The following is a 25,881-nucleotide window of genomic DNA, read 5'->3' as shown; positions in this document are numbered from 1 at the left end:
GGTGGTTCCGCAGCAGCCTACTTGATTCGGTGCTGTACTCCAAAGGGCACTTCCCCTGTCCTTCCAATAAGCATCCTTTCAGCCGATGAGACGCTCTCTCTAAAAATTCGTGACAGACTACTTTCCTTTTTCGCTGTATTTCCTAGTAATTCAGTTGGGATTATGTTCCTAATTATATTGCTTCCAATCAAAAAAGGCAACGGGCTCCCAGATTTTTCACAAAATTATTTTTTCTTCTCTTATTCCTCAGCATTGACGCCCAGTTCAGTCCCTGGTCATCAGATGCTTCTCCAGGACGATGACCTGATGCGTGACGCCCTCCCCGGCGTGGGTTCTGCGGTCAGTTTCGCGGAAGCCGGCGTTATGCCAGAAACGCAGGGCGCGGTGATTGTCCCTCAGCACAGCCAGCCGGATTCTGACCGCTCCTTCCGACCGAAGCTGCTCTTCCAGCCACCGGTAGATTGCCCTGGACTGGCCAGTCCCATGAAGGGAAGCCGCCGTCATGAAGAGTCCAACGTACCAGATGCCGGCTTCCGGGTAATCCCTGAGCCAGTCGGCCACAGCGGCCGGCCGAGAGCCTTGCCCGGTCTGCCCCTCAATCAGGCAGAACTGCTTGTCGACCAAAGGGTCGCCGGGCGGACGTTCCTCCAGGATCGAAAGGACATCACTCATCTGCGCGGTCCTTCCCTGAAACATCAGAAAATATCCGGGATTGGACTGGAATATCTCAAGGATCTTTTGCCGGTCCTCCTCGCCCTCAATGGAATGCAATTGATAGGTCATTGGTTTCTCTCCTCTTTTATGATCCAACGTTTGGATCCGACAGTATATGGTCCGACTGTTTCTCGATCCGACTGTTCCAGAATCCGCTGTTCTTTGCTCCGACTGTACCGTGACCCATTGTTCTTTGCTCCAGCTGTTCCGTAAATCGACTGTTCCGCAAACCGGGACTTCTGGGATTCAAGTGGACAGTGGGCCGTTTTCAATGAAATGCTTCGATGCAAAAAACCAGGCGAGGCCTGGTTTTTTGAGTTTATTGAAGTTTGGCTTTGCTTACTGGAATACCGGATTAACGGTTTCTTTCAACAAATTTCTTGATTTCAGCCTTCGGTTTGAAACCGACCATGGTATCCACGACCCGGCCGTTCTTAATGGCGAGTACGGTTGGGATGGATCCAACGCGATAACGGGCAGCGGTGGAGGGGTTTTCATCTACATTCAGCTTGGCAAAAGTCACGCCGGCAACTTCACCGGACACTTCTTCAAAGATGGGACCCAGCATTTTGCAGGGACCGCACCAGCTGGCCCAAAAATCAACTAATACCAATTCGCTGCTTTTTTCCACTACGTCAGCGAAATTGGAGTCTGTAACATGTTCGATCATTCTACTTGTCCTCCTCGACTTCAATGTAAATTGATTATATCAGACAAACCCGTCAAATATTTTAAATAAAGGGCGGGAAGTATGAAGAGTTTTTTAATATTTATCGACCGGATCCCCTGCTTCGCTCTGCAGAATGATCTCCCGGGCTGACAGAATTCCGCCGGGGGCCATGCTGAACTGATCCAGTCCGAGCCGGACCAGGAACGCGATGGCTTCCGGATCTCCTGCCATTTCGCCGCACATTCCGACGCTTTTTCCCCAGGCATGGCCGCCTTCGATGGTCATCTGTATCAGACGCAGGACGGCGGGATGCATGGGGTCATACAGTCCTGAAACTTTTTCGGACATCCGGTCGCAGGCCAGGGTGTACTGGGTCAGGTCATTGGTGCCGATGGAGAGGAAGTCCACTTCAGAGGCAATCTCTTTTGCCATAATGGCGGTGGAGGGAATCTCCACCGTAATGCCCCAGGCTATGGTTTTGCTCCAGGGAATATTCTCTCGATCCAGTTCGGCCTGGCAGTCTTCTACCAGGGCCATGGCTGCCCGGTACTCCTCGATGCCGGAAATCATGGGAAACATCACCTTCAGATTGCCATACACCGAGGCCCGCAGCAGAGCCCGCAGCTGAACCTTGAACAGGTCGGGGCGATCCAGGCAAAGCCGGATGGCCCGATACCCGAGGAAGGGGTTCTCCTCCCGGGGCAGATCCAGGGAGTGGGCCGCCTTGTCGCCGCCGATGTCCAGGGTTCGGATGATGACCGGCTTGCCCTCCATCCGTTCCAGAACATAGCGGAAGGCTTCCACCTGTTCCTCTTCGCTGGGCAGGTCCAGGCGGTTCATGTACAGGAATTCCGTCCGGTAGAGTCCGATTCCGTCGGCCCCGTTGGCAATGGCCTGGTCGACATCCTGAGGCCGGCTGATATTGGCGGCTACTTCAATGTCCTTGCCGTCCAGCGTCCGGGTCCGGACATGAATCAGGCGGCGCAGCGCTTCCTGCTCCTCCCGGTATTCCTGTTCCCGTTCGTGAAACATCCGAATCTGTTCCGGAGTCGGATTAACCAGGACTTCCCCCCGGTTTCCGTCCACCAGCATATGGTCTCCGCTCTTCACCCGGGCGGTGATGTTCTTCAGGCCGACCACTGCCGGAATTTGCATGGAACGGGCCATGATGGCGGTGTGTGAGGTCCGCCCGCCGGCATCGGTGACAAAGGCGATGACTTTCGAACGATCCAGTGCTGCTGTATCCGAAGGCGTCAGATCCCTGGCCACGAGCACGGTTTGTTCGGCATGAGACTCTTCCTCGGGCTGTTCACCGGACAGGATGCGCAGCAGTCGCCGGCTGACGTCTTCCAGATCGGCTGCCCGTTCCCTCATGTATTCATCCTCCAGCGAGGCAAACATCTGACCGAACTGATCGGACACCTCGGCCAGGGCTGCCATGGAAGACAGGCGCTCCTGCCGGATTTTTGACTCCACCGCTTCCATGTACTCCGGATCCTCCAGAAACATCAGATGCGCATCAAAGACTGCCGCGTGATCTTCGCCCAGATCAATGGCTGCCTGACGGCGAATTTCCTCCAGCTGAAGCCTGGCTTCCTGACGGGCCTGCTCCAGGCGAGCCAGTTCCTGACGTGGATCATAATGGTTTCCGGTCTCAATCAGCAGTTCCCAGTCCCGCTTCAGATGCACTATGCCGCTGGCGTACCCCTCGGCCGCCGCAATTCCCTGGTATATCACTTTATGTTCGCCTCCTCTGCCTTGATTTTCGTGATGAGGTCAGCTCCCGCGGTCGATTCCAGATAGCGCCGGGTGGCCGGCGGAACCAGGCGGAAAGCCTGCTCATATTCATCCCGGGCCAGATGTCGCCGCACTCTGGAGGCGCTGATTACGCCGCCTTCGGCTTCCACCCGCGGAATGATGCTGAACGCAATGCCGGTTTTCCCCAGTTCCCTGGCCAGAGCCTCATTGTAGGCTCCGGTCACTGGATCAAGGGGTTCCTCTCCCACAAACCGGTGGGTGATCCCCAGCTGCCGGGCATAGTAATTCGCAAAAATTCCTGCGTCGGTGGTTGTGTAGGCTGCAAGTTCGTCATCCATCCGCTTCAGAAAATAGGTGGGAAAAGTCGCCTGAGAAATGATGTAGGGTCCCCCGGGAAGAACTTTGACGCCAGGCAAGTCCCTGACGGCTTCCCGGGCGATGGCCAGACGGTCGCGGAACGGCACCAGCGACAGATCCTCCTCCACCAGGAAGATGATCAGCTCATCCACCTGACGGCGGGCTGTTTCAATCAGATAGAGGTGTCCCAGCGTCATGGGGTTCAGATTCATCACAATTGCCCCGCGGGTGCCGGCGGGCTCCCCCAGCTCCTGCCGGAGCTCACCCAGGTAGGAGTTGATATCGCGATTGCCGGACTCCAGCAGCGCGGCATACTCATTTTCCATGACGAGCTGAAAGCCGGCTGCCTGAAAAAGCGGCCGGCTGGCCGGCGACGTAAAAATAAAGTAATGATAGATGCCCTGGGCGAAGGCATCATCCAGGAGGGCGCCCAAAAGGATCGAGGTCAGATTCTCCCCCTGGTGATCGGGGTGAATGCCGAAATACTTAAAGACATTGCCGCTGCGCGAAGCCGTGGCAATCAGCTCCTCCTCCCCGCGCACCACATAGGTCGCCTGGGCGTCTGGGCCATAGTTCAAATGAAAGTGCCGGGCCAGCCAATCGCGCACTTCACGGATGGCCCGCGGATTGTTCAGATTGATTTTTTCCGGATAATACATAGAATCCCTCGCTTTGTTTCTGATTCCATTATATCACCAACCGATGCTAACCCCGGTTGGTGAAAACCACCTGCCCCTGACCGGGCGTTACCGATCCCCGGAGAAGGCCCCCCAGGAAAGTGCGGTCCCGGAGAAAGCGGGAGAACATGAATCGTCCCTTTACGGAATGGCTTTCCACTCCGTATAATGGAATCATGTGTTAAAATCTCAGAGCAAAATCGACCATAAAAGGAGGATTTGTCATGTTTCAGGAAACCACAGCCTGTCATCTCACCGTGATGGTGATGGTGACCAACGACCAGGATGAAGTACTGACCCTGGAGCGGATCAAATCCTGGCCCGGCATCACCTTTCCCGGAGGTCATCTGGAAGCGGATGAATCCGTGCTGGACTGCGCCCGCCGAGAAGTGCTGGAGGAAACCGGCATCCGGATTCATCAGCTGCGCCTGACCGGACTCATTCACTGGCTGAACCGGGAGAACGGCGAACGGTATCTGGTTCATTGCGTGCGGTCCAAAGCCCTGGGCGGCTCCCTGCACGAGTCTGCCGAAGGCCCCGTGGCCTGGCTGCCCCTGGCCGAGCTTCCGACGGTCCGGCTGTGCCCCGGCTTTCTCCAGCAGCTCCCCTTGTTTTTCGAGGGCGGCGTGCAGGAAGCGTTCGGAACCTACGGTTCAACCGGCGATTCGCCTCTGACATTTGACGAAGGAGCTTAATCCATGAAACAACGCACCAATCGAATCATCAGCGGCCTCTGTCTGGCGGCGCTCCTGATCCTCTCCTACTCCCTGATTCTGGGGCGAGGCCGGGCTATTCCCGAAGCCATCGACTACCGCGATGTCCGCCATATCATCCTGACTTACGGTGACCAGACCCGGGTTCTGCGAACGGTCCACGTCAACGAAATCGAAGCCCTGACCGAAACCCTGGCTGCCATGGAACTTAAGCCGGGACTGGCGCCCATCGTACCGGGACAGGAAGTGGCCACCATGGCCATCTGGTATTCCCGCGGCAAGTATGAAAACAAGTATATTTTTATGAAGAACTCTGTCATGAAAACCGAAGGACTGGCCCTGCCCTACCATTATGTTCTGATTGACGACCACGGCATGGTGAATCTGATCCGTCAGATCGTATCAGAGCCCGATCCCCTGTCCAATCAGACGGATTCGGAAAGCATCGAGGAACAGACCAGGCCTTAATCCGGACTCCGGGTTTCATCCGCCCGAGCCGTCGGCAGCGAGGTTCAAAAAAAGACTGCATCGAAGGGTATGTCCTTTGATGTAGTCTTTTCTCTTTCAACCGCTGGCTGACCGCCGAACGTTATTTCAGATAGTGCAGGATGCCTGCCTGAGCAAACAGCGATACGAATACTACTGACGTATCGATGATTACTCCGGCGATCATCGGCTTGATGCCGACCCCTGCGACTTCCCTGAGGCTGGTTTTCAGCCCGATCGCTGCCAGTGCCATGGACAGGAAAAATTTGGAAAGAAACACGATGCCTGGGACCAGGCTCTCCGGTACCAACCCGACGCTTCGGATGGCGACCACAGCGAGAAAGCCCAGAATGAACCAGGGAAAAATCTTTGCCAGCTCAACCTTCTCCGCTGCCTGGGAATCCACTTCTTTTTTTGCGTAGATCCAGGAAAAGATCAGAACGACCGGAACAATGAACAGCGTTCGCGTCAGCTTCACGATGGTTGCCAGCACCCCGGCCGCATCGGAAAAGGCATATCCCGCCGCGACGACCGATGAAGTGTCATTCACCGCGGTACCGATCCACAGGCCGTATCCCGTATCGCCAAGACCGAGCAGTCGTCCGATCCAGGGAAAGGCAATCACAGTAATGATGTCAAAAATAAAGGTTGCGGATATCGCGTAGGCAATATCCCGGTTCTTGGCCCGAATGGCCGGTCCCAGGGTTGCCACTGCAGTGCCTCCGCAAATCGCGGTGCTGACCGACAGAAGGCTGGCCAGCTTCCAGTTGATCTTGAAGACTTTCTTGCACAGATACCCCACTCCGAAAGAGGTCGCCAGCGTAAACACCATGAGGATCAACGCATACTTTCCAGCCTGAATAACCTGAGAAAAGCTGAGCGTGATCCCCGCCAGGATGATCCCCGTCCGGAGAATTCTCTTTGAGGACCAGTTGATCCCCGCTTCAACCGCCTCATTGGATCCGATCAGCGGATTCAGCAGCATGCCTATCATCAGGGCCAGGAGTGTTCCTCCCAGGATACCGGCCGGGAGAAGATCGCTGATCAGAAATGCCGCCGCGGCAATTGCGCCGGAGAGCGTGATCCCCGGGATGTACTTTTTAACATGACTCATACGAATAAATTTCCTTTCCTTCTCGATGATGTTGACCTGTGTTTGATTTTATCACTCCTATTTGATAAATTAAAATTATATATCCTTATTCATCTATTACTTAAAATTATGGAGCGCCAAATAATGCTTGATTTCAGACACGAAACATTTTTAACGTTATGCTCCTGCCGAAGCTATACGAAAGCAGCAGAGATTCTGCATCTGACGCAGCCTGCCGTATCACAGCACATGAAACATCTGGAAGAGCTCTACGGCTGCCGGCTGATTGATACCTCCAACCGGAAAATCCGACTGACCCAGCAAGGTGAACAGTTAAGAGAATTTGCCATGACGGTATTTTCGGATGCCAAACACTTCAAGGAGAACATTCAGTCCCCGCAGACAGCTCCGATGCAGTTTTCCTTCGGGGCCACCCTGTCGATCGGGGAGTATGTGATGCCTGGAATCCTCTCCCGCCTGCTGAACAGATACCCGGACCTGAAAATCCATATGTCCGTCGCAAATACCCAGGTTCTGCTGGAGCGACTGAACAGCGGTGAACTGGATTTCATTGTGGTGGAAGGCCTGTTCGATCAGTCACAGTACGACTCCACCCTGTTCAGTCTCGAACGGTTTGTTCCCGTCTGTTCCCCGAAATCAGAACTGGCGCAAGGAGCGGCAAGTTTCAAGAAGCTGACCGAAAGCCGCCTCATACTGCGGGAGCAGGGTTCGGGCACACGGGAGATATTTGAAAACATCCTGCAGAAAAATAACTATTCGCTCCACGCCTTTCAGAAAGTGATCGAAATAGGCAATATGGCGGCCATCAAGAAAATGGTAGCCGATGATCTGGGCATTACGTTTCTGTTTGAGGTGGCCGGGCGAAAGGAAATTGAGGAAGGTCGTCTCGCGGTGATCCATATCCCCGGTTTTTCGGAACAGCGTGAATTTAATTTCGTCCTGCTGAAGGACAGCTACTTCCGCTCACGCTACCTGACGATCTATGAACTCCTGAAACAGACCTTCCTTGAGATCCAGGACTGAACCCTGAAAACAGGGGTTCATCCGCTGACTTCCTCAAACGAAAGAAGTCAGCATAGTACAAAAAATCGGCATAGCCGGAACCATGATCCAGGCTATGCCGAGAATCGATCGAATGACTTTTCCTGAACGGATGATCAAAAAAACTCCAGAAGCAGTTATGCACAAGACATGTACCTGCTTCTGGAGTTTTTTCCCGAAATGGACTGCCCACCATGATTGGGGGATCCGGATTGGGGATTGGGGATTGGGGACTGGGGACTGGGATCCGGATTAAGATCCTCTGATTCGTGATTGGCTGCCCTGATGGGAAAAGGGGTGCCCTGATGGGGATATGAGTGACCCGATGGGGATATGAGTGACCCGATTGGGATTGGGGTAACATGACGAGGATATCGGGGAATGATCGGGAAATGGTCATTCAAGTGGAACAGAGATTAGATTCAGCGGCAAATGAGATACTAGTCCGGAATCTGACGGAATGCACTGAGGTCAGGGGGGTGATCCGCTCCAGGATCGCTGGAACCCGGGCGGTTGTTATGGAGACAGGGGCGGCAGTGTATGCTGTCATGGTTACAAGTTGGATGAGCTGTTTTCTTGCGGGCGGTACCTGAATTTATCCAAAATGTGCACCAATGCCACCCTGGGGTGATGGACCATTAACCTCGGGCCGGAATATTTCATGATGTGGGTGATCTTTGACTTCATGTCTTTTTTGTAGCAGCAGGTTTTGCAGTCCCCGCAGTTCGGCTTGTTCTCCCCATACCGGCAATTGCTCACGCGGGTGAGGGCATAATCCAGCACTTCCCTGCAGTCGGGACAAAGTTCATTGTCACCGCTGTGGTTCTTTGCGCAATATAATTTCACCATGATTTCGATCGTGTTTTTCTGCTGTGTTATCCTGTTTGTCTGATTTGATTTCATCACATATCCTTTTCCATTTTCATATTCTTTTGACTCTGGGAACAGGCCGGTGTCGGATTGAGGCTGCCGTCTGAAGCCGGTTCTTCCAGGCCGCCCGTTCAAAGGGTGAATCATATTCGACGGATGCTTCGCGGCTACATCTTGGAGATCATTCCTGACAGGAATGGAATCAGCCAGATTACCCATACAACCAGACTGAAGCGATGAAAGGTTTTGGCCTGCCCTTCATCTTTTTTATACAGTACCCAGCTCGCCCACACCGCATGAACCAGCATCAGCAGGATCGCAGCCAGTCCGGTGAGACTGTGCAGATTGAACCCGACTGCGGCAGCAGAAATCTGATTACTCCTGGCAATGGATTCCATGGTCAGGGTACCCGTGGTATCGAACACCAGCCCAATGAAGAAGAGAACCGTATGCCACAGCTTGAGTTTCCCCTGCAGCTTTTCAGCCCAGACCCCGACCGTATAGAAAATGAGTGCACTTGTGATAAGAATAATTGCTAATGTTAACATAATCCTAACCTCCTGAAATATTGTGAATCTCTTTAGCCGGTTGAACCGGCCCAGCTCCGTTCGTTTTATGAAATACCCCGGACACGAAGCACTTGAATCCTAAGTGAACATCGTTCAGTTTGACCCTGAATAAAACCCACCGGACGGTGGGTTTTTTTTTAATAAATAATGCGCTTCACGATTTCACACAGCGTGTCACACGAACTCACGCGTTTCATGAACAATGTCATGAGATTGGTGAAAACAAATTCGATAAAATCATTTTCGCTAAACTGACTGGTAAAAACCCCCTTTTTTACCAGCGGATCCTGCTCGAGCGAATCAAACAGCCCCTTTTTCATATGGCTGAAATACCGCTGCATGACTTCCCGACCCTTCGTCTTGTCAAACTGAGCCGCGTTTAATGAATGCACACTGAAAAAGGAAGGGTACTTCAGGCAGCCTTTTTGAATGCGGTTGAATAAAGCCCGTAAATGGTCGGTAAAACTCACCCCGGCGCTGTCATCCCCTGGTTCCATGATGATCTCAATCCAGACGGATTCAATCGTGGACACCACCAGATCACTCTTGGACGGAAAATAATTGTAGACGGAACCAACTGAAATTCCGCATTTTTGCGCGACATCGCGGATGCTCAGGCGTTCCACCCCGGACTCAATCATAATTTCTTTTCCCGCCGCGAGAATTGCTTCTCTGGAAGTAACAATGGTATTCATACTCCACCCCCAAACTGAACAATGTTCATTTTAACAATCAGTCTTTGGATTGTCAATCACTTTCCACCCCGGACTGCCTTGGTCAAAATCCTGGCCACGAACACTCCAAAGCCGGTGATCCGACCAAAAAAGAAGAATCCCATCGAAAACATTCCATGAGATCCTTCTTTGATGAAGACAATCATTCTGCCTTTGATCCGGTCGGCTGGTCCAGTCGGCTGATCCAGTCCGCTGACCGGAGCGGATCGACCGGTCGAAGTTATGGAAAGTCTACTCCAGCACCTGACGCACGACGTCAAGAACCGAACCGTCCCGGTATTCCACGACGGCGACGATGCGCTCCCCGGTCTGAATCGGCTGGGGCTTGCCGGTCAGGCGTTCCGCCAAAGCCTGCAGTTCTTCAATCGAGTGGACGGCTACTCCTGCCTGGCGCAGGGCTTCTGCCAGTTCCGGGCGCTTGGAGTTGACCGCGATGCCGCGGTCGGTTACCAGTACATCCACTGTCTCACCCGGGGTGGTAATGGTGGTGACCCGTTCCTTAATCAGCGGAATCCGGGCGGATACCAGCTTGGAGACAATGACGGTCAGCTTTGAACCGGCCGCGGTGTCGGCATGGCCGCCGGAACCGCCCATGATGATTCCGGTGGAACCGGTGGTGACATTGACATTGAACTCAGGATCCATTTCAGTGGCACCCAGGATGACGATATCCAGGTCATTGACCACGGCTCCCTTGTTGTGGGGATTGCCGTACAGATCGCCGGACATGGCCATGTGATTCGGATTTTCCCGGAAGCTGCGCACCGCGTCCAGGTCAAAGCACTGGACATCCCACAGCGCCTTGAACAGGCCGGCTTCCATCATGCGGACAATGTAGCCGGTGATGCCGCCGGAGGCAAAGCTGCCGGTGATGCCGTGCTCCTTCATGTAGATCTCGAGTTCCTTGGCGACAGCCAGGGAGATGCCGCCGGCACCGGTCTGGAAAGACAGTCCTTCTTTCAGCAGTCCGGAAGCAGCCATTACCTTCAGGGTATCGGAGGCGATTTTCAGGCCCACCGGATCCTTGGTAATCTGCGTGGTCCCGGAAACAATGCCCTTGGGATTCCCGATGGAATCCACCACCACCACATAATCAACCAGGTTCTGGCGAATTTCGGCGGGGCACAGCGGATACGGCTCCAGGTGGTCGGTTACCGCCACCACGACATCGGCATATTCGGCATCGGCAATGGCATAGCCCAGGGTGCCGCAGGCCGAAGGTCCGGTCACGCCGTTGAGATTGCCGCTGGGATCCGCTGCCGGAGCGGCAATGAAGGCCACATCAATGTGGACATCACCCTCGGCAATGGCGCGGGGCCGGCCGCCGTGGGTCGTCATGACCGCCGGATGCTTCAGCTGGCCGCGGGAAACAGCCTGAGCCACAGGCCCGGACATATAGTCGGTATGAATATCGGTGACGGTGCCGTCTTCCATCAGCTGAACCAGCGGTGCATGAGTGGGAAACAGCGACGAGGCTGCTACCCGGATGTTTTTGAGGCCCAGTCGGCGCACTTCTTCCATGACCAGATTGAGGACATAGTCGCCGTTGCGCAGGTGATGATGGAAGGAGAAGGTCATGCCGTCTTTCAGCTCCAGGCTTTCCATCAGGCTTCTCAGGTCTTTCTGCAGCTTCGGCTGACCCGGCCGGGACATCTTGCCCTGACGGGGAATGCAGGGCTTTACCCGCTCGGGGTCAAACACCTGGCGGTACGGCGTGACTTTGCCATAGCCTTCGATTTCAGCCGGCAATGTATGTTTAGTTTCCACAGTATTCTCCCTCCTTGACCAGGTTCAGTGCTTCAGCCAGCTCCAGGGTCTGACGGGCCCGGGCGATGATGGGGGCATCCACCATTTTTCCGTCCAGGGAAAAGACCCCTTTGCCTTCCTGAGCGGCCAGTTCCATCGCCTCCATTACGCGCAGCGCGTACTGAATCTCTTTTCCCTTGGGGGCAAAGACCTGATGGATCACCGGCAGGTGTCGGGGATTGATGGAGGATTTGGCATTAAAGCCGATGGAACGGGCATATTCCGTATCCCGGGCAAGCCCCTCCAGATCTTCGGCATCGGTCCAGGGGGTATCGATGCAGGTGATTTTGGCCGCCTTGCAGGCTGATACAACTCTGGTCCGGGCATAGTTGATTTCGTTGCCGGCCTTGGTCCGGATCACGCCCAGGTCGCTGGTCAGGTCTTCGCCGCCCAGCAGGACGCCGTCGATTCTGGAATCGAGGCGGGTGAGCTCATAGGCCTGTTCCACGCCCAGTGCCGACTCAATCAGGGCCAGGATGGATCCGGCATAGCCAATCTCGTCGAGCCAGGGCAGAACCTGGCTCATGGTCTCCACCGTCGCCTTAGGCACCAGGATGGCATCGACTTTCGTTCCGGCCAAAGCCTGGATATCTGCCCGGCAGAAGCCGGAATCCGGCGGATTGATCCGCACCACCACTTCAATGGCTGAGTAGTCAAATACCTGCAGCGCTTCGCGCAGCAGACCTCTGGCGGCATCCTTCTCCGTCAGGGCTACCGCATCCTCGAGGTCAAAAATAATGGAATCGGCGCCCAGGATATCCGCGCTCATCAGCATTCCGGGGTTATTGGCCGGAACGAACTGGAAACTCCGTCTGAGTCCTTTCATGCCTTATGCCCCCCTTTCCAGCGCGGTGCGCACTCTGGCCCGGATAGCAAAATCCAGTGCCCCGCGATCCTTGGCGATAACCCGGACCGCTTCCACCTGCATTTCATCCAGCACTTCATTGATGACGGCCAGGATGGCGTCACCAAACTGCTGCTTGACCGGTGATTCCAGTTCAATGGTCCGATCGGCGGCCGGATAGACCTGGATCAGAATGTCATTGGATTCCAGGGATCCGGCTTTGGCCGGTTTATTCAGCGTCATGGGATTCCCTCCATTCCAGGTACTGAGCCTGTCCGATCTTATAGAGGTCATTGCCCTGGCTGTCCGTCAGAACCGTCAGGGGAAGATCTTCCACGACCAGTCGGCGGATGGCTTCCGCTCCCAGGTCTTCATACGCGATGTTGATCGCTTCGCGAACGCTCTTGCCGATGATGGCCCCCAGACCACCGATGGCGCCGAAGTAGACCGCCCCGTTCTTTTTAATGGATTCGGTGACTTCGTCACTGCGATAGCCCTTGCCGATCATGCCCTTCAGGCCTAAATCCAGCAGCCGCGGCGCATAGGCGTCCATGCGATAGCTGGTGGTGGGCCCGGCAGAGCCGAAGATCTGGCCCGGCTTTTCCGGGGTGGGTCCGACATAATAGATGACCTGGTCCTTCAGTTCAAAGGGCAGGGTTTCGCCCCGGTCCAGGGCTTCCACCAGCCGCTTGTGGGCGGCGTCGCGTCCGGTATAGATGACGCCGGACAAAAGCACGATGTCCCCGGCCCGCAGCGAAGCGATGGCTTCACGGGTCAGCGGGGCCTGGATGCGCTTCACTTGATCCTCTTTCTGATGTACATGTTGTTCCATGGTGCCCCTCCTATAAAATGATTTCCTTGTGCCGCGTCGCGTGGCAGTTGATGTTCACAGCAACCGGCAGGCCGGCGATATGGGTCGGGTAGTATTCGATGGCTACGGCAATGGCTGTCGTCTGTCCGCCATAGCCCTGAGGGCCGATGCCCAGGCGGTTGATCTCATCCAGCAGCTCCGCTTCAAGGTCCTGGTAGAAGGGTTTGGCATTGGGCTGATCCAGCGGGCGCATCAGCGCCTTCTTGGCCAGGGCAGCCGCCTTGTCAAAGGTTCCGCCCAGGCCGACACCGACCACGATGGGCGGGCAGGCATTGGGTCCGGCTTCCCGGCAGACTTTCAGGATGAATTCCTTGACGCCGGCCAGACCGTCCGAAGGTTTGAGCATCTTCATCTGGCTCATGTTTTCTGAACCGAAACCCTTGGGCGCGACCTGGATTTTCAGGCGGTCGCCCGGAACCAGGGACAGATTGATGACGGCCGGGGTATTGTCTTTGGTATTGATCCGGTTGAGGGGATCCTCCACCACGGACTTGCGCAGGAAACCGTCGGCATAGCCCTGGCGAACGCCTTCATTGATGGCGTCTTCCAGCGTGCCGCCCACCAGATGGACATCCTGACCCAGTTCAACAAATACTACAGCCATGCCGGTATCCTGGCACATCGGCAGCTGTTCCTGAGCGGCCAGGTCCGCATTGTTGATGATCCGGCCCAGGGTATCCGAGGCCAGGATCCATTTTTCCTTCTTCTGGGACTCTACCAGACGGCCCTTGACGTCCTCCGGCAGATAATAATTGGCGTCCATGGCCAGCTGACGGACAGCTTTGGTCACTTCGCCCACATTGATTTCTCTGATTGTACTCATGTCGTTCTCCTCTCCGGGATCTTCTCGTTCTTGCGCCTCGCGGCACGATATCGGTTCTCAGTTTGGCGCCTTCGGCCGGACAGTCAGCCCGGCAGCCGGTAATCGGGATGAATCGCAGCCGGCCTTCGGATCACCCGGCTTTTCTCCTGATTCGGTCTTGCCAAAATCAAGCTTACGCCATATGTCTGGTTTCGTCAAAGGCCTGCCATTGCTGGCAGGCCTTTGCTGGTTCCGGTCCAGCCGGGGATCGCCTGTGCTTAGCTGTTCTTTCTGCGACGGCTCAGGGCCAGGACCCGATTCATTTCATTGTTGACGATCATGTAACCTTCATCGACGCCCATGCCCGGTTTGGCCAGACACTGAGTGGCTCCACAGGCCATGGCGATGTTGGTCAGGATTTCAGCGGAACGGTTGGTTTCGTTGCAGGTTCCGCCGCTGTATGCTCCCTTGCCGGTCTTGCGGCAGTAGAGCAGGGCTTCGATGGTGTTGTTGACGCCACCCAGGTCAGGTGTCTTGACCTGGAGCATGTGGCCGGCGTTGGCATCGGCAAAATCCACGACGTCTTCGTAGGTGTTGCACCACTCGTCCGCTACGATCTCCACGTCCGATCCGGCTTCGGCCAGGTAACGGGTGATTTCAGCCAGGGCCTTGATCTGAGCTTCGCGCTCATCCACATCGACCGGTCCTTCGATCCGGAGGTGGTAGGGCTTGGCGATTTCGCCGAGCTCGGCAACATATTCAGCCACGCGCTTGAAGTCGTTGGCAAAGGCCTGTCCGATGGTGCCGTATACGTCGATGTGCAGGATCGGCTCATAGCCTTCGCTCTGCTTTTGCTCGGAAATACGCTGTCTGAGCCAGAGCACATAGTCCTTCAGGATCTCGCCGTTGCGGCCGAGTTTTTCTTCCACATTGTTGATCAGGGCGTGGGGGAGGACATCGGCTCCCTTGATGATCATTTTGTCTACGTTGTTGTAGCGGTCATCGCCGGACTGAGTAAAGATCGGAATCCGCTTCAGTTCGACGCCGGTCTGGTATTCATCCACCACGACTTCGGCCATGGTGCGGTGCTGGCTCTTGGCCACGGCATCCAGAATCGCCTGGGTGACGCCGTAACGGATTGCGGTATGGAACTTCTTGCCGTTATGCTCCATCGCATCGACTTCTTCAGCCAGTTCCCGGAAGGAAGTCAGTTCCCGTCCGATCAGCTTGGGCGCGATCTCAGATTCGATGACCGGAATGAAATCCTGTGCCAGGAACAGCGGATCCCGGCCGCCGGCTCCGGAGTACTGCACGGCAGCACATTCGCCCAAGGCTACCTGTCCGTCTTCGAGTACGAGCATCACGGAGATGGCTTCGCCCTTCTGGCGGATCTTGGAGAAGCCTGGGGTAACGGCTTCGCCGGTGTAAAAGAATCCGTCGTGGCCTGCGCCCTTCTTAATGGCTTTCTGATCGTCAAAGTAAAAGCCTGTAGTCCCTTCTGATAAAACAACGTCGATGATCTTCATTTGAAACTCCTTCTTTCCTCAAGTGGTTGGGTTGTTTTTTATTTGAATCGAATCACGGGATCAGGCGATCCCGTGATCCGGGTATCAGTAAATAATCCTGGAGGTTATTCCGGCTTGTAGATATTATCCTTCTTGGTTTCCGGGCGTCCGATCAGGCGGCCGCGGCCGACGGCATAGATGTCGTCAACGGTCATCTGGAAGCCGATGTTACGCTTTTCAAAGGCAGCGCGCTCGTTCAGCTTGGTCCGGTTGATGTCCTTAACTTCATCGCTGAAGGGGATGTTGCCGAACATCAGGTAGCGGATGGCGCCGGAATTGTCGCGGGCCGGCATCATCTTGCCCTGGTTGTATTTGCTGGGAGCGAACGGGATATCCATGATGCCCATTTCAAAGGCCTTGACCGTTCCGATGGCCAGATCGCCGTGACCGACCTTGTAGACGGCGTCAACGATGCACTGAACTTCGGCTTTGATCAGTTCGATTTCGTTCTTCAGTTCCAGGGAGGACGGCAGGCGCTGTCCCTGAAGCAGTGACAGAACCATTTTGGTGTCCTTGATGCCCTGCGCGTTAGCTTCCTTGGTAGGAATACCGACCGCTTCATGCGGGGTCTTGACGATAACCTTGGTGGCTCCGGACAATGCCGCTGTCATAGCTCCGAGGGAAATCAGGCCGAACGCCCGGGATTCATCCTCGGGGAAACCGCCCATCCACTGATGGAACACGGTGGTGACAAACACGTCCTTGTGTCCTGCCATTTCAAGGTATTCCTTGGTCTGCTCTTCCAGGGCACGAATGGCTGCCACGTCCTGAATGACGTTGCCGCACTGGCCGTAACCGACGGTGATGTTCTTGACTCCCTGCTCCGCTGCGAGGAGAGCTTCCACAATGGCAACCGCGTTGCTGGTAGAAGGCGGAACCAGGGTTCCGGTCAGGGGACCGAATGGTTCGCGGTTGATCTGAATGCCCTGCTCCTCGTAGAAGCCGACCAGACGGTCGCAGTACTGCCAGTCGAGGACAGTCTTTTCCATGGGCACGGATTTGGCGTAAGGGATATTGTAGGAAATTCCGCCGCCTTCATTGGAGGTCCAGCCGCCGGCGTGAATGATTTCTGCCAGCAGACGTCCGTCCGGTGTGCCGTGACGGGCCTGCAGCGGCAGGTTGACGGATTCCAGCACCTTGCGGCAGGCATGAACGCCGTGGTTGACGACCGGGAATCCGTTGAGCAGGCTTCGGCCGGCTTTGATGGATTCGTCGATGCCGATCTGGCATTCGTGATACCGGTTCTGGCGGGTATAGGAGTCAATGGTGGAGGGCAGCAGGTCCGCTCCGCCTTCATCCTGCAGGTAGCGCAGCAGCTCGATGTGCTCATCGATCAGGGCGACACCCGCTCTGGGCTGAGCCAGCGTCAGCCGGTTCTCCTTGGCCCAGCGCAGCTTCTTGGCAAAGTTCTTGTGATCCGGCAGAGCTTTCAGAAAGTCCACCGCTTCCTGCAGGTTGACATCCTTGCCCGTCGGCCACTGAGCGAGGACTTCCTGGCGTTCCTCGAAAAATTCGGCTTCGGTCAGCTTTTTATTTTCCAGTTTTCTCATGAATTGTTCACTCCCGTTGTTTCTCTATTTTTCTATTTCCTGCGGCATCTGGAATGGACTTCATTCCAAAGCCTGTTACACGTTGACGATATATTTCTTCATGATGCGCACGGCCAGATCCTTATCCTCTTCGGCCAGAAGTCCCATGGCAGACAGAATATACTCTTTGTCCACCAGAAAATTCGGCTTCACCGGCTTGAGGGCGTTGATCTCATCCTGGCGATAGGTGCCGGCTTCGAGTATCTCATGCGGATGTTCCGAATGGATCAGGACGCCGCCGGTTCCGATCATATAGCGCACTTCCAAGAGATCCTTGCCCTCCTGGGAGTACATGATGCCCATGGGCGAGTAAACGGCTTCCACCGTGCCGGCATGACGGGACATGGAGTGATCGGTGGCAATCTTGGCCATGGCCTGATCAAAGTCCTTTTCATCCTCCGTCGTCGGGACGAGCCGGATGTTCTGGGACCGGCGCCGGCATTCGGCTTCCACATCCTGGTCCTTGTTGCTGAGGTATTTCTTCATTTCCCTGGTGGATGACGCTTCAAACAGGGACAGAGCGGAATACCGCATGCCCAGGTCCCCTTCCACCGTTCGCTTGGCGAAGGGCTCTTCCAACCCCCGGAAGGTGACGCCCGGTTTGGTCGGCATGCCGGTGCAGATGGAATGAATGTCGGTGGTCGCGCCGCCGATGTCGACAACGATCAGATCCCCGATGCCTTCTTCCTCGTCGGACCCCTGGGACAGGGCTTCCGCTGCCTTGAGCACCGCCTGCGGTGTGGGCATCAGGATGCCCGAGATGAAGTTCTGCGCTTCGCCCATGCCCTTGGCCTGGATGATCCGGGACATGAAGACCTTGCGGATCGCTTCCCGGGCCGGATCCACATCCAGCACATTGAGGCGGGGCATGACATTGTCGGTGATGTAGTATTCCATATTGGACTGGTCAAAGATTTTCCGGATTTCGTCCCGGGCACTTTTGTTGCCGGCCACGATGATGGGTTTTCGGATGTAGGAACCGGCCAGCATTCCCGCGTTGAAAATGATGGTTTCCTTGTTCCCCCCGTCGGTTCCGCCGGCCAGCAGGATAATATCCGGCTTGAGCTGGCTGATTTCACTGATTTCGTCCGATGAAAGATTGAAACTGTAGGTTTTGATGACCCGCGCTCCGGCACCCAGGGCAGCGCGCTTGGCTGCTTCCGCGGTGAGATCCGGCACCAGACCGATGGCCACCATTTTCAAGCCTCCGGCTGCAGAAGAACAGGCAAGCTTCTTAATATAGTGAGCCTGCCTGCCTAACTTTGCATGGATCTCCTCCATGGCGGTATTGAACCCCTCCATGATGTTGGTCTCTACCGTGGTGATGGCTTTGGCGGTGGCGGCAATTTCTTCTTTCTCGGTATCTACGGCTGTCAGCTTGGTGTAAGTTGACCCGAAGTCGATGAGAAGATAATATTCCATTCGCCTATGCACCTGCTCCTTCCCGAGCCGGCACATCCATTTTAAGATCCACCCTCAGATCCGCGATATCCTGTTCCACCGGTGTTCCGGGCTTGTAAACCCGGTCAAATCCCATATCCTTGAACCGGGCATGCACTTCATCCCAGTTCTGCTTGCCGACTACGATGTTGCCCCCGACATAAAGGAGGATGTCCTTGAGTCCGGCTTCATTGCACTTGTCGCGCATGCCGCGGCAGTCGATTTCCCCATGACCGTACAAAGAGGAGACAATGATGGCATCCGCATCGGTTTCGATGGCGGCATTGATGAAATCTTCCTGGGAGGACAAAACGCCCACGTTGACGACTTCAAAGCCTGCTTCTGAGAACGTGTAATCCAGAATCTTATTTCCGACTGCATGGCAGTCTGCACCAATGACACCTATGACCAGTTTCTTCTTTTCCATGTTGATCCTTCCTGATTTCCCTTTTTTATCTTTTTTTACTGCTTCGTCTATTTCTTCTTCTGTGGATTGTTCGGTCTGTTTCTTCTTTTATTCAGTTTCTTTTGCCTGACCTCTCGGTCTGGTTCTTTCGGCTGTGTTAATGTCTCTTATTTTCTTCGGCTCAATCACTTTTTATGTGGGATTATGATTTTCCCTGTTTACACGGAGAGGTCGACGTGGTAGCCTGACTGGCCGACTAGCCCAGCATTTATGCAGCATAGCGGCAAGGCTGGCGGAACCACGCCGACAGAGGCTCCATGTCAACTTGGGAAAATCCCACAGTTTTTGTGATTGACCCTTTTCTTCTGTTATTTTGTTCGTTATTTTCGTTCGTTATTTTCGTTTGTTATTTTCTTCTGTTTCTTCTTCTGTCTTCATGGTCTTGTGATTTCAATGAATGAGAACGGTGACTGTGAACCCCTTCCCTCGTCTGGGCCGGATCGCATCAGACGATGTTCAGCTCCAGGAGATTCTGCTTGAGGGTCTTGAGTGTGCCTTCATCCAGGTTGTACAGGAAGGGAATGATCCGCTCCTGTTCGACATAGGTCCTGACGTCCCGGAAACGACCGGGTGATACGATGATCTGATCCCTGTCTGCCAGAATCCGTTCCAGCTGGTCCGGGTCCTGGGTATTGGTATACACCAGATCCAGATCGGTCAGACCGGCATTGTCGAATGCCTGCTGCACCTTGCTTTTGAATTCATCGGAGATGCAGACAAAAGCCAGCCTGGTCTCCCGCGGCAGGCGGGCGATCCGAACGATGGTCTTCAGGTCGGGATTGATTGCGACCCCAAGGACGGTTTTGCCGAAGCTCTCAACATACTCGAGCACTTCGGGGACATGGTTGAAGGTTGAAACAATAACTTTGGCCTTGTACAGCAGCAGTCTGGTCTCATCCGTCATCTCGATGAGGTCGGCGATGGTCAGAGGATCGCATTTCATGTTCGTCCCCGCTTCAATCTGCTGGGCAAAGTACCTGGCCTGTTCGGTATTGCACTCAATGTACACCGCGCTGGCTGTCCGGATCAGATCCAGTTTCTCTTCGACGCGCTGTTCCACCAGATGCAGGAAATCCTTCGCTTCCATGCCGTAGTCCAAAGCTTCCTTCATTCCGGCATCCACCAGATGCAGAATCCGCTCATGAACTTCGCCGTGGATGATCCGGTCCGATTCTTCGGCGACAAACGTTCCCTTTCCCTGCCTTGAAATCAGAAGCCCTTCTTTTTCCAGGTCCTTATAGGCAGCGGATACAGTATTGCGGCTGATTTTCAGATGTTCGGACAATTCTCGTTCTGTCGGCATCTTGAAGCCGGCAGAAAGTTCTTTTGATCTGATTTTATCGGTTATGGCATGCTTGACCTGCTTATACAGGGGTATGCCTGAACCTTTGTTAAGAACAAGTTCCATAATCCCACTCCATTCAAATCCATTATAGTATGAACCCTGATTATTTCAATCAAAATTTCAGTACCATTACAGGCCATTGGAGCCTGAAAACCTTTACTTTTTTCAGTTATATCAATCCATTAAGTGCCATTGCATAAGTTTGTGCATAAGTTGTCACTCGTTTTTTCAAAATGAAGGGATTTATGACGTCGTGTAATGGATATCAGGCCATTTCTGCAAGATCGGACTGTACACCATTCAAAAAACCCGTCATTTTTCCGGGCTCAAATCCTCCCTGGTTTCGCTCCGTTTACAAATTGTTAACAATTACCCAGGGATTCTTCCCTGCCTCATCCCCTCTGACTTAACAAATGATAGGAATGACAGCAAAAATTAGGAAGAAAGGCAGTTGTTAACAAAACCCTCCCGCTCCGTCAATCATTGTTAAACGTCAGTTCACTCCCCATTGAAAAACTGATGGGATAATAGCAGAACAGGCAGGAACAAATCCTGGTCTGTCATCCGATCAGCGGATGCTCCCGCATGCCCCGATATTGCTGGCGCAGCCGATACTCAGCGGATGCAGCCAAAGAGCTGTCAAATGCCTGTCAGGTACCTGTCAAAAACCTGTCAAGCCCCATTCAACCAGCGATCACCCACTCTGCCAGCGGCGGATCTACGACATATTCAGCACCTATTCAACACATCAACCAAGGAGGAAACAATGGAAGGAAAAACCGGACGTGGGATGCATCCCGCAGACAATAAGACAGAACTGTTCCCGAAAGGCGAAGAAATTATTAAGGAAGAACTGGCAGAGCAGCCTGGAAAAGAGAACTGGATGGCGACGGAACCGATTTATGAAGATGTCAGCGTGAAGGGTTATGGCCGGCTGAAAGATAAAGTGGCCATTATTACGGGCGGTGATTCAGGCATCGGCCGGGCGGTTGCCATCGCCTACGCCAAGGAAGGCGCTCACCTGCTGTTAGCCTATAAGGACGAGCATGCCGACGCAGACCTGACGAAAGCGGAATGCGAGAAGCATGGCGTCCGGGTGGTGACACTGACCGGAGACATCGGCACTCCGGAGTTTTCCAGGCAGATCATCGCCCGAACCATGGAGGAATTCGGTCAACTGGATATCCTGGTCAACAATGCTGCGGAACAGCACCCTCAGCCCAGCCTGCTGGACATCACCGATGAACAGCTGGAAAATACGTTCCGCACCAATATATTCGGCATGTTCTACCTGACCCGGGAGGCCCTGCCCCATCTGAAGGAAGGTGCCAGCATCATCAATACCACATCCATCACTGCCTTCCGCGGCAATGATCAGCTCATCGACTACTCTTCCACCAAGGGAGCCATCGCCGGTTTTACCCGAGCTCTGGCCGCAAACCTTGGCGCCCAGAAGATTCGGGTGAATCAGGTAGCGCCGGGACCCATCTGGACGCCTCTGATTCCCTCGACCTTCTCCGGGGAAGGCCTGGATAACTTCGGCCGCGGCGGCCCGCTGGATCGTCCCGGACAGCCGGTGGAACTGGCAGAGGCTTATGTCTTCCTGGCCTGGGACTATGCCTCAAGCTTTATCACAGGTCAGACCATCCACATCAACGGCGGTGAGATCATCAACGGTTAGCATTCCGTTTCATGGCCTCTGAATCAGCCCGATCTTTCGATATCAACTCAATCAGTCAATCCATTCGATATCAACTCAATCACTCAATCCCTTCGATATCAACTCAATCACTCATCCCCTTCGATGTCAGATCAGTCAGCCTGACAGACAGCCCCCCGTTCTTCCGGATACCTGGAAGAACGGGGGGCTGGTTTTCTTGGTACTGATATTTGCTTGATGATTCCTTTGAGTTTCAAAACCGGCAGCCGTCGGGACGGTTCCACTCTAAGGCAGGTGCCGGCTTTTCAAGGTGACTTCGCATATATTGACGCAGTGGTTCCCCACCCGCTTCAGATGAGAAATCACGTCAAGGAACAGGATGCCGGAAGTGGTCGTGCATTTGCCCCGATTGAGTCGGATGATGTGCTGATCGCGATAGGTCCCTTCGAGCCGGCCGATCTGACGTTCCAGATCATAGACGGTCGAAGCCAGGTTTTTGTCGCCATAGCGGAAGGAGTCAATCGCCACATTGATCGCTTCAATCACATACTGATACAGATTGACGATTTCCTGGCCGGCTTCTTCGCTGATTTCTTCCTGCTTGTCCACCCGTTCCTTTGCCAGCAGCTGGATCGACTTTGCCAGGTCACCGATCTTCTCCAGATCGGCGATGACATGATGGATGGAGGTCAGCCGGCCCTGGCCGGATTCGGTGGGTTCGGCCGCGGATAGCTTGACCAGAAAGCTGGTGATCTGAATCTCCAGGTAGTTGATGTAATCTTCGTTGCCCTGAATTTCGTCAAAATCCCGATCATCCTTCTGCAGGAACGCATCCACCGCCATCCGGATATTTTTCCGGGCATAGTCGGCCATGCGCAGCGTTTGCTGAATCACCTGCTCCTCCGCAATGGTCGGTGAGGTAATCATCCGGCTGTCCAGCAGCGGCGAAGTCGTTACCTCCACATCCTGCCGGCGTCCCGGCAGGATATCCGTCAGCCGGATCAACGGACGGATCAGGGGGGATACCACCAAAACCATGGCTAAATTAAAGAGCAGATGCAGGTTGGCGATCTGCAGGGGCTGGCTGCCATTGGAAAAGCGGGCAGACAGATCAATGAGAACGCCGCTCAGCGGAAGCAGCACCAGCACACCGGTCAGATTGAACAGAAAATGGAGCAGGGCTACGCGCTTTCCGTCGCGCTGAGCGCCAATGGAAGAGAGCAGCGCGGTGGAAGTCGTTCCCAGATTCGCCCCGAGAATAATAGGGAAAGAGGCGGACAGACTGATCGAACCATTGGCTGCCAGCATGATCAGAATCGCCAGCGTAGCAGAGGAAGACTGGAGCAGCACTGTGAGGCCGATCCCCAGGAGCAGCGCAAAAAACCAGTTATCCCCCAGGGAGGCTGTAATGCCTTCCAGATCGTGGGCAAATTCCGGAACGGATATGGAAAGCTCCAGAAATCTCAGGCCGGCAAGCACGATGCCCAGTCCAAGAAAGATCAGTGCCAGATCCCGCTTCTTCTTTTCTTTGGCAAAAATGTACAGATACGCCCCGATCAGAAAAAAGACCGGCATGAAAAAGCTGGTATCAAAGACCAGTATATGATTTTTCAGCGGGGTGGCTAAGTTCGCCCCCAGAACGATCCCGGCGGCCTGTGCCAGGGTAATGATCCCCGAATTGACCAGTCCCATGGCCAGAATCACGGTGGCGGAAGAAAACTGCAGCACCAGGGTCAGAAACAGACCCACAGCAAAAGCTCCCATCGGGTTCTGCGTCAGGCGTCCGATCAGTTCCCGCAGTTTTCCCCGAGCGACGCTTTCCAGTCCCTCCCCTAAAAGTTTTACTCCAAATAAAAATAAGGCGACGCTGCCAAACAGGTTCAGCAGCTCCAAACTCAATTTCATGACAATCCTCCCATAGACTGGCTAGCCTGATTTTACCACAGGGACTCCCTGTCTGTCGCTCTTCAGGAACCCCAATTCCCGGAAATAGTATAGTCTACACCTTCGGTTTGATCCCCCAATTGGGTGACATAGATGTTGGATTTTCCTCGAATTAAGTCACAGAGCCGATTTCATATGAGATGGCTCTGTGACTTAATTTATTTTTATCTTGCTTATTACCCCTCTGTAGACTATAATATAAGTAGTCTACAGAGGAGGGATATTATGGCAATGCTCAATATTTCAATCCCAATTCCCACCGAGCGCATCACCTACAAAAAAGATGGCCCGGATAAGCCCAGACGCGTCTATCATGTCGAAAAACGCTACAGAAACGCATTGGGTACCCCTACAGCCAAGGAAGTTGCCATTGGCAAAGAGGATCCTACTCGTCCCGGTTGGATGATCCCCAATGAACGATTCACTGAGTTCTATCCGCTGCCAGTCGATGCCATTTCCCTGACCCCGCCTCAAGAGGTTCTGGCGGCTGGTCATATCGCTCTGTTGTGGCAGCGAGCTGAGGCTATTGGATTGACCAAGGCTTTACAACAGGTATTTCCCTTGCAGGCACAAGAGCTTTTGGCGATGGCCATCTATATGGTCTGCGAAGGCAATGTCATGATGAATCTGGATCTGTTCATCCGGGAGAGCCTACTTTCTACAAGGCTCAGTCTGAATTCCCAGCGCAGCAGCGAACTGTTTGCACAGATCAGCGAAGAGCAGCGCTTTCGGTTTTTTAAGCTCTGGAGTGCTTTCCACAAAGACGAGGAACAGACCCTGGCTTATGATGTGACGAGCATATCGACCTATGCGGAGATCCAAATGGCAGAGTACGGCTATAATCGGGATCAGGAAACCCTACCGCAACTCAACATCGGCATGCTTTATGGCACCAAGACAGCCCTCCCGCTTTGCTATGAGATCTACAGCGGAAGTATCGTGGACAAGGCCTTTTTCCCCTATATGATGGAATTGGGCGAATTGGTCGGTCTCAATGATTTGTTCTACATCATGGATCGAGGCTTTCTCACCCTAGACAATCTGAGCTTCATGGCCCAGAACCAACTCAATTTCCTGATGGCTGCTCCCAAATCCCAGAAAATCTATCGTCAGGCATTAATCGAGGCAACCGCGGTGATCCGTCACTCTCGTTATCACATCCCCCAGACCAGCTGCTATGGACTGTCCAAAGTGATCCAGATCAATGAGTTGCCCTATACCCTCCACATCTACCTGAACACATCCAGTGCGGCGGATGAAGAAGCCCGGATCTACCAGCATGTTGATCGTCTCGAGGAAGAGCTGCAAAATCAGATGAAGCCCATCAGTATTACTCGGTATAACAAGTATTATGATGTGACACGCAATGCATCACCGATTGAGGAGTACGAACGCAATCACGAGAAGATCACCGAGATGATTGAGCTGGCCGGCATGTTCTGCCTGCTGAGCAATACCCAGGATAAGAGCGCAGAGGAGGCACTACGACTTTATGGGCGACGGGACACGGTGGAGAAGGCCTTCCAGAATTTAAAAAACAGCATCGACTATGACCGCTTTCTGACGCACACAGAAAAGACGACAGAAGGGAAAGCCTTTGTCGCCTTTTTGAGTCTTATTCTGTGGTCGGATTTGACCAATCATGGGAAAAACAGCGGGGAGAAATCCATCAACCGGGTGGTCAAACAGATGGGAACGATCAAGCGGACCGATTATGGATCAGGCTGCAGTTTGCTCCAGCCACTGACCAGGAAACAAAAGGACATTCTTAGCGCGTTCGCCATCGAACCGGAGGAATTTCTTCAAACCATTCTCCACTTTGAAGTGTAGACTATAGAATTCCCGG

24 protein-coding genes and 1 other annotated feature (1 of these 25 running past the window's edge) are annotated in these 25,881 nt (G+C 54.1%); of the genes, 5 read left to right on the top strand and 19 right to left on the bottom strand.

The window, feature by feature from the left end; translation table 11 throughout:
- Positions 1–143: a binding site (T-box leader), on the bottom strand; it reaches 85 nt to the left of the window's first position.
- 121 nt (positions 144–264) lie between these two features.
- The 4 genes from P6M73_RS02540 to P6M73_RS02525 form a co-directional block, all read right to left on the bottom strand.
- Positions 265–783: a GNAT family N-acetyltransferase gene (locus P6M73_RS02540; RefSeq protein WP_277854584.1), complete on the bottom strand. Its 519-nt coding sequence runs from the start codon at positions 781–783 to the stop codon at positions 265–267.
- A gap of 286 nt (positions 784–1,069) precedes the next feature.
- Positions 1,070–1,384 carry a thioredoxin gene (gene trxA, locus P6M73_RS02535; RefSeq protein WP_277854583.1) on the bottom strand — a complete coding sequence of 105 codons (315 nt, stop codon included), beginning with the start codon at positions 1,382–1,384 and terminating at the stop codon, positions 1,070–1,072.
- A 93-nt stretch (positions 1,385–1,477) separates the two neighbouring features.
- A complete protein-coding gene (gene ptsP / locus P6M73_RS02530; RefSeq protein WP_277855720.1) occupies positions 1,478–3,118 on the bottom strand; it encodes a phosphoenolpyruvate--protein phosphotransferase in 1,641 nt (546 codons plus the stop codon).
- Entirely contained in the window at positions 3,118–4,158 is a 1,041-nt protein-coding gene (locus tag P6M73_RS02525; RefSeq protein ID WP_277854582.1) for a [citrate (pro-3S)-lyase] ligase, read from the bottom strand. The genes ptsP and P6M73_RS02525 overlap by 1 nt, the downstream gene beginning before the upstream one ends.
- A 242-nt stretch (positions 4,159–4,400) precedes the next feature.
- Between P6M73_RS02525 and P6M73_RS02520 the strand changes: the two genes are divergently transcribed.
- Both P6M73_RS02520 and P6M73_RS02515 read left to right on the top strand, forming a co-directional pair.
- A complete protein-coding gene (locus P6M73_RS02520; RefSeq protein ID WP_277854581.1) occupies positions 4,401–4,871 on the top strand; it encodes an 8-oxo-dGTP diphosphatase in 471 nt (156 codons plus the stop codon).
- Positions 4,872–4,874: 3 nt separating this feature from the next.
- Positions 4,875–5,357 (top strand): hypothetical protein, encoded by a 483-nt coding sequence (locus P6M73_RS02515; protein ID WP_277854580.1) that lies wholly within the window; start codon positions 4,875–4,877, stop codon positions 5,355–5,357.
- A 121-nt stretch (positions 5,358–5,478) separates the two neighbouring features.
- Here P6M73_RS02515 and P6M73_RS02510 read toward each other — a convergent pair whose 3' ends face one another.
- Positions 5,479–6,489 carry a YeiH family protein gene (locus P6M73_RS02510; protein ID WP_277854579.1) on the bottom strand — a complete coding sequence of 337 codons (1,011 nt, stop codon included), beginning with the start codon at positions 6,487–6,489 and terminating at the stop codon, positions 5,479–5,481.
- A 123-nt stretch (positions 6,490–6,612) separates the two neighbouring features.
- Here P6M73_RS02510 and P6M73_RS02505 point away from each other — a divergent pair, with 123 nt between their 5' ends.
- Positions 6,613–7,512, top strand: coding sequence for a LysR family transcriptional regulator (locus tag P6M73_RS02505; RefSeq protein WP_277854578.1), 900 nt, complete (start codon positions 6,613–6,615; stop codon positions 7,510–7,512).
- Between the two features lie 570 nt (positions 7,513–8,082).
- Here P6M73_RS02505 and P6M73_RS02500 read toward each other — a convergent pair.
- From P6M73_RS02500 to P6M73_RS02440, 13 genes are all read right to left on the bottom strand, one after another.
- Positions 8,083–8,433, bottom strand: coding sequence for a nitrous oxide-stimulated promoter family protein (locus P6M73_RS02500; RefSeq protein ID WP_277855719.1), 351 nt, complete (start codon positions 8,431–8,433; stop codon positions 8,083–8,085).
- 134 nt (positions 8,434–8,567) lie between these two features.
- On the bottom strand, positions 8,568–8,948 hold the full coding sequence (locus tag P6M73_RS02495) for an HsmA family protein (protein WP_277854577.1): 381 nt from the start codon (positions 8,946–8,948) through the stop codon (positions 8,568–8,570).
- 158 nt (positions 8,949–9,106) lie between these two features.
- A complete protein-coding gene (locus P6M73_RS02490) occupies positions 9,107–9,664 on the bottom strand; it encodes a TetR/AcrR family transcriptional regulator (RefSeq protein WP_277854576.1) in 558 nt (185 codons plus the stop codon).
- Between the two features lie 270 nt (positions 9,665–9,934).
- Positions 9,935–11,470, bottom strand: a complete 1,536-nt coding sequence (gene citF, locus P6M73_RS02485) for a citrate lyase subunit alpha (protein WP_277854575.1) — start codon at positions 11,468–11,470, stop codon at positions 9,935–9,937.
- Positions 11,460–12,335 carry an HpcH/HpaI aldolase/citrate lyase family protein gene (locus P6M73_RS02480; protein ID WP_277854574.1) on the bottom strand — a complete coding sequence of 292 codons (876 nt, stop codon included), beginning with the start codon at positions 12,333–12,335 and terminating at the stop codon, positions 11,460–11,462. The genes citF and P6M73_RS02480 overlap by 11 nt, the downstream gene beginning before the upstream one ends.
- A gap of 3 nt (positions 12,336–12,338) precedes the next feature.
- Entirely contained in the window at positions 12,339–12,596 is a 258-nt protein-coding gene (gene citD / locus P6M73_RS02475; protein ID WP_277854573.1) for a citrate lyase acyl carrier protein, read from the bottom strand.
- Positions 12,583–13,185, bottom strand: a complete 603-nt coding sequence (locus tag P6M73_RS02470; protein WP_277854572.1) for a Fe-S-containing hydro-lyase — start codon at positions 13,183–13,185, stop codon at positions 12,583–12,585. Before P6M73_RS02470 ends, citD begins: the two co-directional genes overlap by 14 nt.
- A 10-nt stretch (positions 13,186–13,195) precedes the next feature.
- Positions 13,196–14,038, bottom strand: a complete 843-nt coding sequence (locus P6M73_RS02465) for a fumarate hydratase (RefSeq protein WP_277855718.1) — start codon at positions 14,036–14,038, stop codon at positions 13,196–13,198.
- A gap of 266 nt (positions 14,039–14,304) precedes the next feature.
- Positions 14,305–15,552 (bottom strand): methylaspartate ammonia-lyase, encoded by a 1,248-nt coding sequence (locus tag P6M73_RS02460; protein ID WP_277854571.1) that lies wholly within the window; start codon positions 15,550–15,552, stop codon positions 14,305–14,307.
- Positions 15,553–15,656: 104 nt separating this feature from the next.
- Positions 15,657–17,141, bottom strand: a complete 1,485-nt coding sequence (locus tag P6M73_RS02455; RefSeq protein WP_277854570.1) for a methylaspartate mutase subunit E — start codon at positions 17,139–17,141, stop codon at positions 15,657–15,659.
- A 75-nt stretch (positions 17,142–17,216) separates the two neighbouring features.
- Positions 17,217–18,602, bottom strand: coding sequence for a methylaspartate mutase accessory protein GlmL (glmL, locus tag P6M73_RS02450; RefSeq protein WP_277854569.1), 1,386 nt, complete (start codon positions 18,600–18,602; stop codon positions 17,217–17,219).
- A gap of 4 nt (positions 18,603–18,606) precedes the next feature.
- A complete protein-coding gene (gene glmS / locus P6M73_RS02445) occupies positions 18,607–19,047 on the bottom strand; it encodes a methylaspartate mutase subunit S (protein WP_277854568.1) in 441 nt (146 codons plus the stop codon).
- Positions 19,048–19,531: 484 nt separating this feature from the next.
- The gene (locus P6M73_RS02440) at positions 19,532–20,494 is read right to left on the bottom strand and encodes a GntR family transcriptional regulator (protein ID WP_277854567.1); all 963 of its coding nucleotides are present in this window, start codon (positions 20,492–20,494) and stop codon (positions 19,532–19,534) included.
- A gap of 703 nt (positions 20,495–21,197) precedes the next feature.
- On the opposite strand from P6M73_RS02440, the gene P6M73_RS02435 reads away from it, so the two are divergent.
- Positions 21,198–22,112, top strand: coding sequence for an SDR family oxidoreductase (locus P6M73_RS02435; RefSeq protein ID WP_277854566.1), 915 nt, complete (start codon positions 21,198–21,200; stop codon positions 22,110–22,112).
- A gap of 264 nt (positions 22,113–22,376) precedes the next feature.
- Here P6M73_RS02435 and P6M73_RS02430 read toward each other — a convergent pair whose 3' ends face one another.
- The gene (locus P6M73_RS02430; RefSeq protein ID WP_277854565.1) at positions 22,377–23,996 is read right to left on the bottom strand and encodes a Na/Pi cotransporter family protein; all 1,620 of its coding nucleotides are present in this window, start codon (positions 23,994–23,996) and stop codon (positions 22,377–22,379) included.
- A 264-nt stretch (positions 23,997–24,260) separates the two neighbouring features.
- Between P6M73_RS02430 and P6M73_RS02425 the strand changes: the two genes are divergently transcribed.
- On the top strand, positions 24,261–25,865 hold the full coding sequence (locus P6M73_RS02425) for an IS1634 family transposase (protein WP_277854564.1): 1,605 nt from the start codon (positions 24,261–24,263) through the stop codon (positions 25,863–25,865).
- The last annotated feature ends 16 nt before the right edge of the window (positions 25,866–25,881 follow it).

The sequence above is a fragment of the Anaerococcoides asporogena genome, from assembly GCF_029590275.1.
Classification (GTDB): domain Bacteria; phylum Bacillota; class Clostridia; order Clostridiales; family Clostridiaceae; genus JG1575.
This window is presented reverse-complemented; position numbering and strand designations above follow the sequence as displayed.

Coding starts and splice junctions, on each gene's coding strand:
- P6M73_RS02540 (WP_277854584.1), bottom strand. CDS start 783: ATGACCTATCAATTGCATTCCATTGAGGGCGAGGAGGACCGGCAAAAG.
- trxA (WP_277854583.1), bottom strand. CDS start 1,384: ATGATCGAACATGTTACAGACTCCAATTTCGCTGACGTAGTGGAAAAA.
- P6M73_RS02525 (WP_277854582.1), bottom strand. CDS start 4,158: ATGTATTATCCGGAAAAAATCAATCTGAACAATCCGCGGGCCATCCGT.
- P6M73_RS02520 (WP_277854581.1), top strand. CDS start 4,401: ATGTTTCAGGAAACCACAGCCTGTCATCTCACCGTGATGGTGATGGTG.
- P6M73_RS02515 (WP_277854580.1), top strand. CDS start 4,875: ATGAAACAACGCACCAATCGAATCATCAGCGGCCTCTGTCTGGCGGCG.
- P6M73_RS02510 (WP_277854579.1), bottom strand. CDS start 6,489: ATGAGTCATGTTAAAAAGTACATCCCGGGGATCACGCTCTCCGGCGCA.
- P6M73_RS02505 (WP_277854578.1), top strand. CDS start 6,613: ATGCTTGATTTCAGACACGAAACATTTTTAACGTTATGCTCCTGCCGA.
- P6M73_RS02500 (WP_277855719.1), bottom strand. CDS start 8,433: ATGAAATCAAATCAGACAAACAGGATAACACAGCAGAAAAACACGATC.
- P6M73_RS02495 (WP_277854577.1), bottom strand. CDS start 8,948: ATGTTAACATTAGCAATTATTCTTATCACAAGTGCACTCATTTTCTAT.
- P6M73_RS02490 (WP_277854576.1), bottom strand. CDS start 9,664: ATGAATACCATTGTTACTTCCAGAGAAGCAATTCTCGCGGCGGGAAAA.
- P6M73_RS02480 (WP_277854574.1), bottom strand. CDS start 12,335: ATGAAAGGACTCAGACGGAGTTTCCAGTTCGTTCCGGCCAATAACCCC.
- citD (WP_277854573.1), bottom strand. CDS start 12,596: ATGACGCTGAATAAACCGGCCAAAGCCGGATCCCTGGAATCCAATGAC.
- P6M73_RS02470 (WP_277854572.1), bottom strand. CDS start 13,185: ATGGAACAACATGTACATCAGAAAGAGGATCAAGTGAAGCGCATCCAG.
- P6M73_RS02460 (WP_277854571.1), bottom strand. CDS start 15,552: ATGAAGATCATCGACGTTGTTTTATCAGAAGGGACTACAGGCTTTTAC.
- P6M73_RS02455 (WP_277854570.1), bottom strand. CDS start 17,141: ATGAGAAAACTGGAAAATAAAAAGCTGACCGAAGCCGAATTTTTCGAG.
- glmL (WP_277854569.1), bottom strand. CDS start 18,602: ATGGAATATTATCTTCTCATCGACTTCGGGTCAACTTACACCAAGCTG.
- glmS (WP_277854568.1), bottom strand. CDS start 19,047: ATGGAAAAGAAGAAACTGGTCATAGGTGTCATTGGTGCAGACTGCCAT.
- P6M73_RS02440 (WP_277854567.1), bottom strand. CDS start 20,494: ATGGAACTTGTTCTTAACAAAGGTTCAGGCATACCCCTGTATAAGCAG.
- P6M73_RS02435 (WP_277854566.1), top strand. CDS start 21,198: ATGGAAGGAAAAACCGGACGTGGGATGCATCCCGCAGACAATAAGACA.
- P6M73_RS02430 (WP_277854565.1), bottom strand. CDS start 23,996: ATGAAATTGAGTTTGGAGCTGCTGAACCTGTTTGGCAGCGTCGCCTTA.
- P6M73_RS02425 (WP_277854564.1), top strand. CDS start 24,261: ATGGCAATGCTCAATATTTCAATCCCAATTCCCACCGAGCGCATCACC.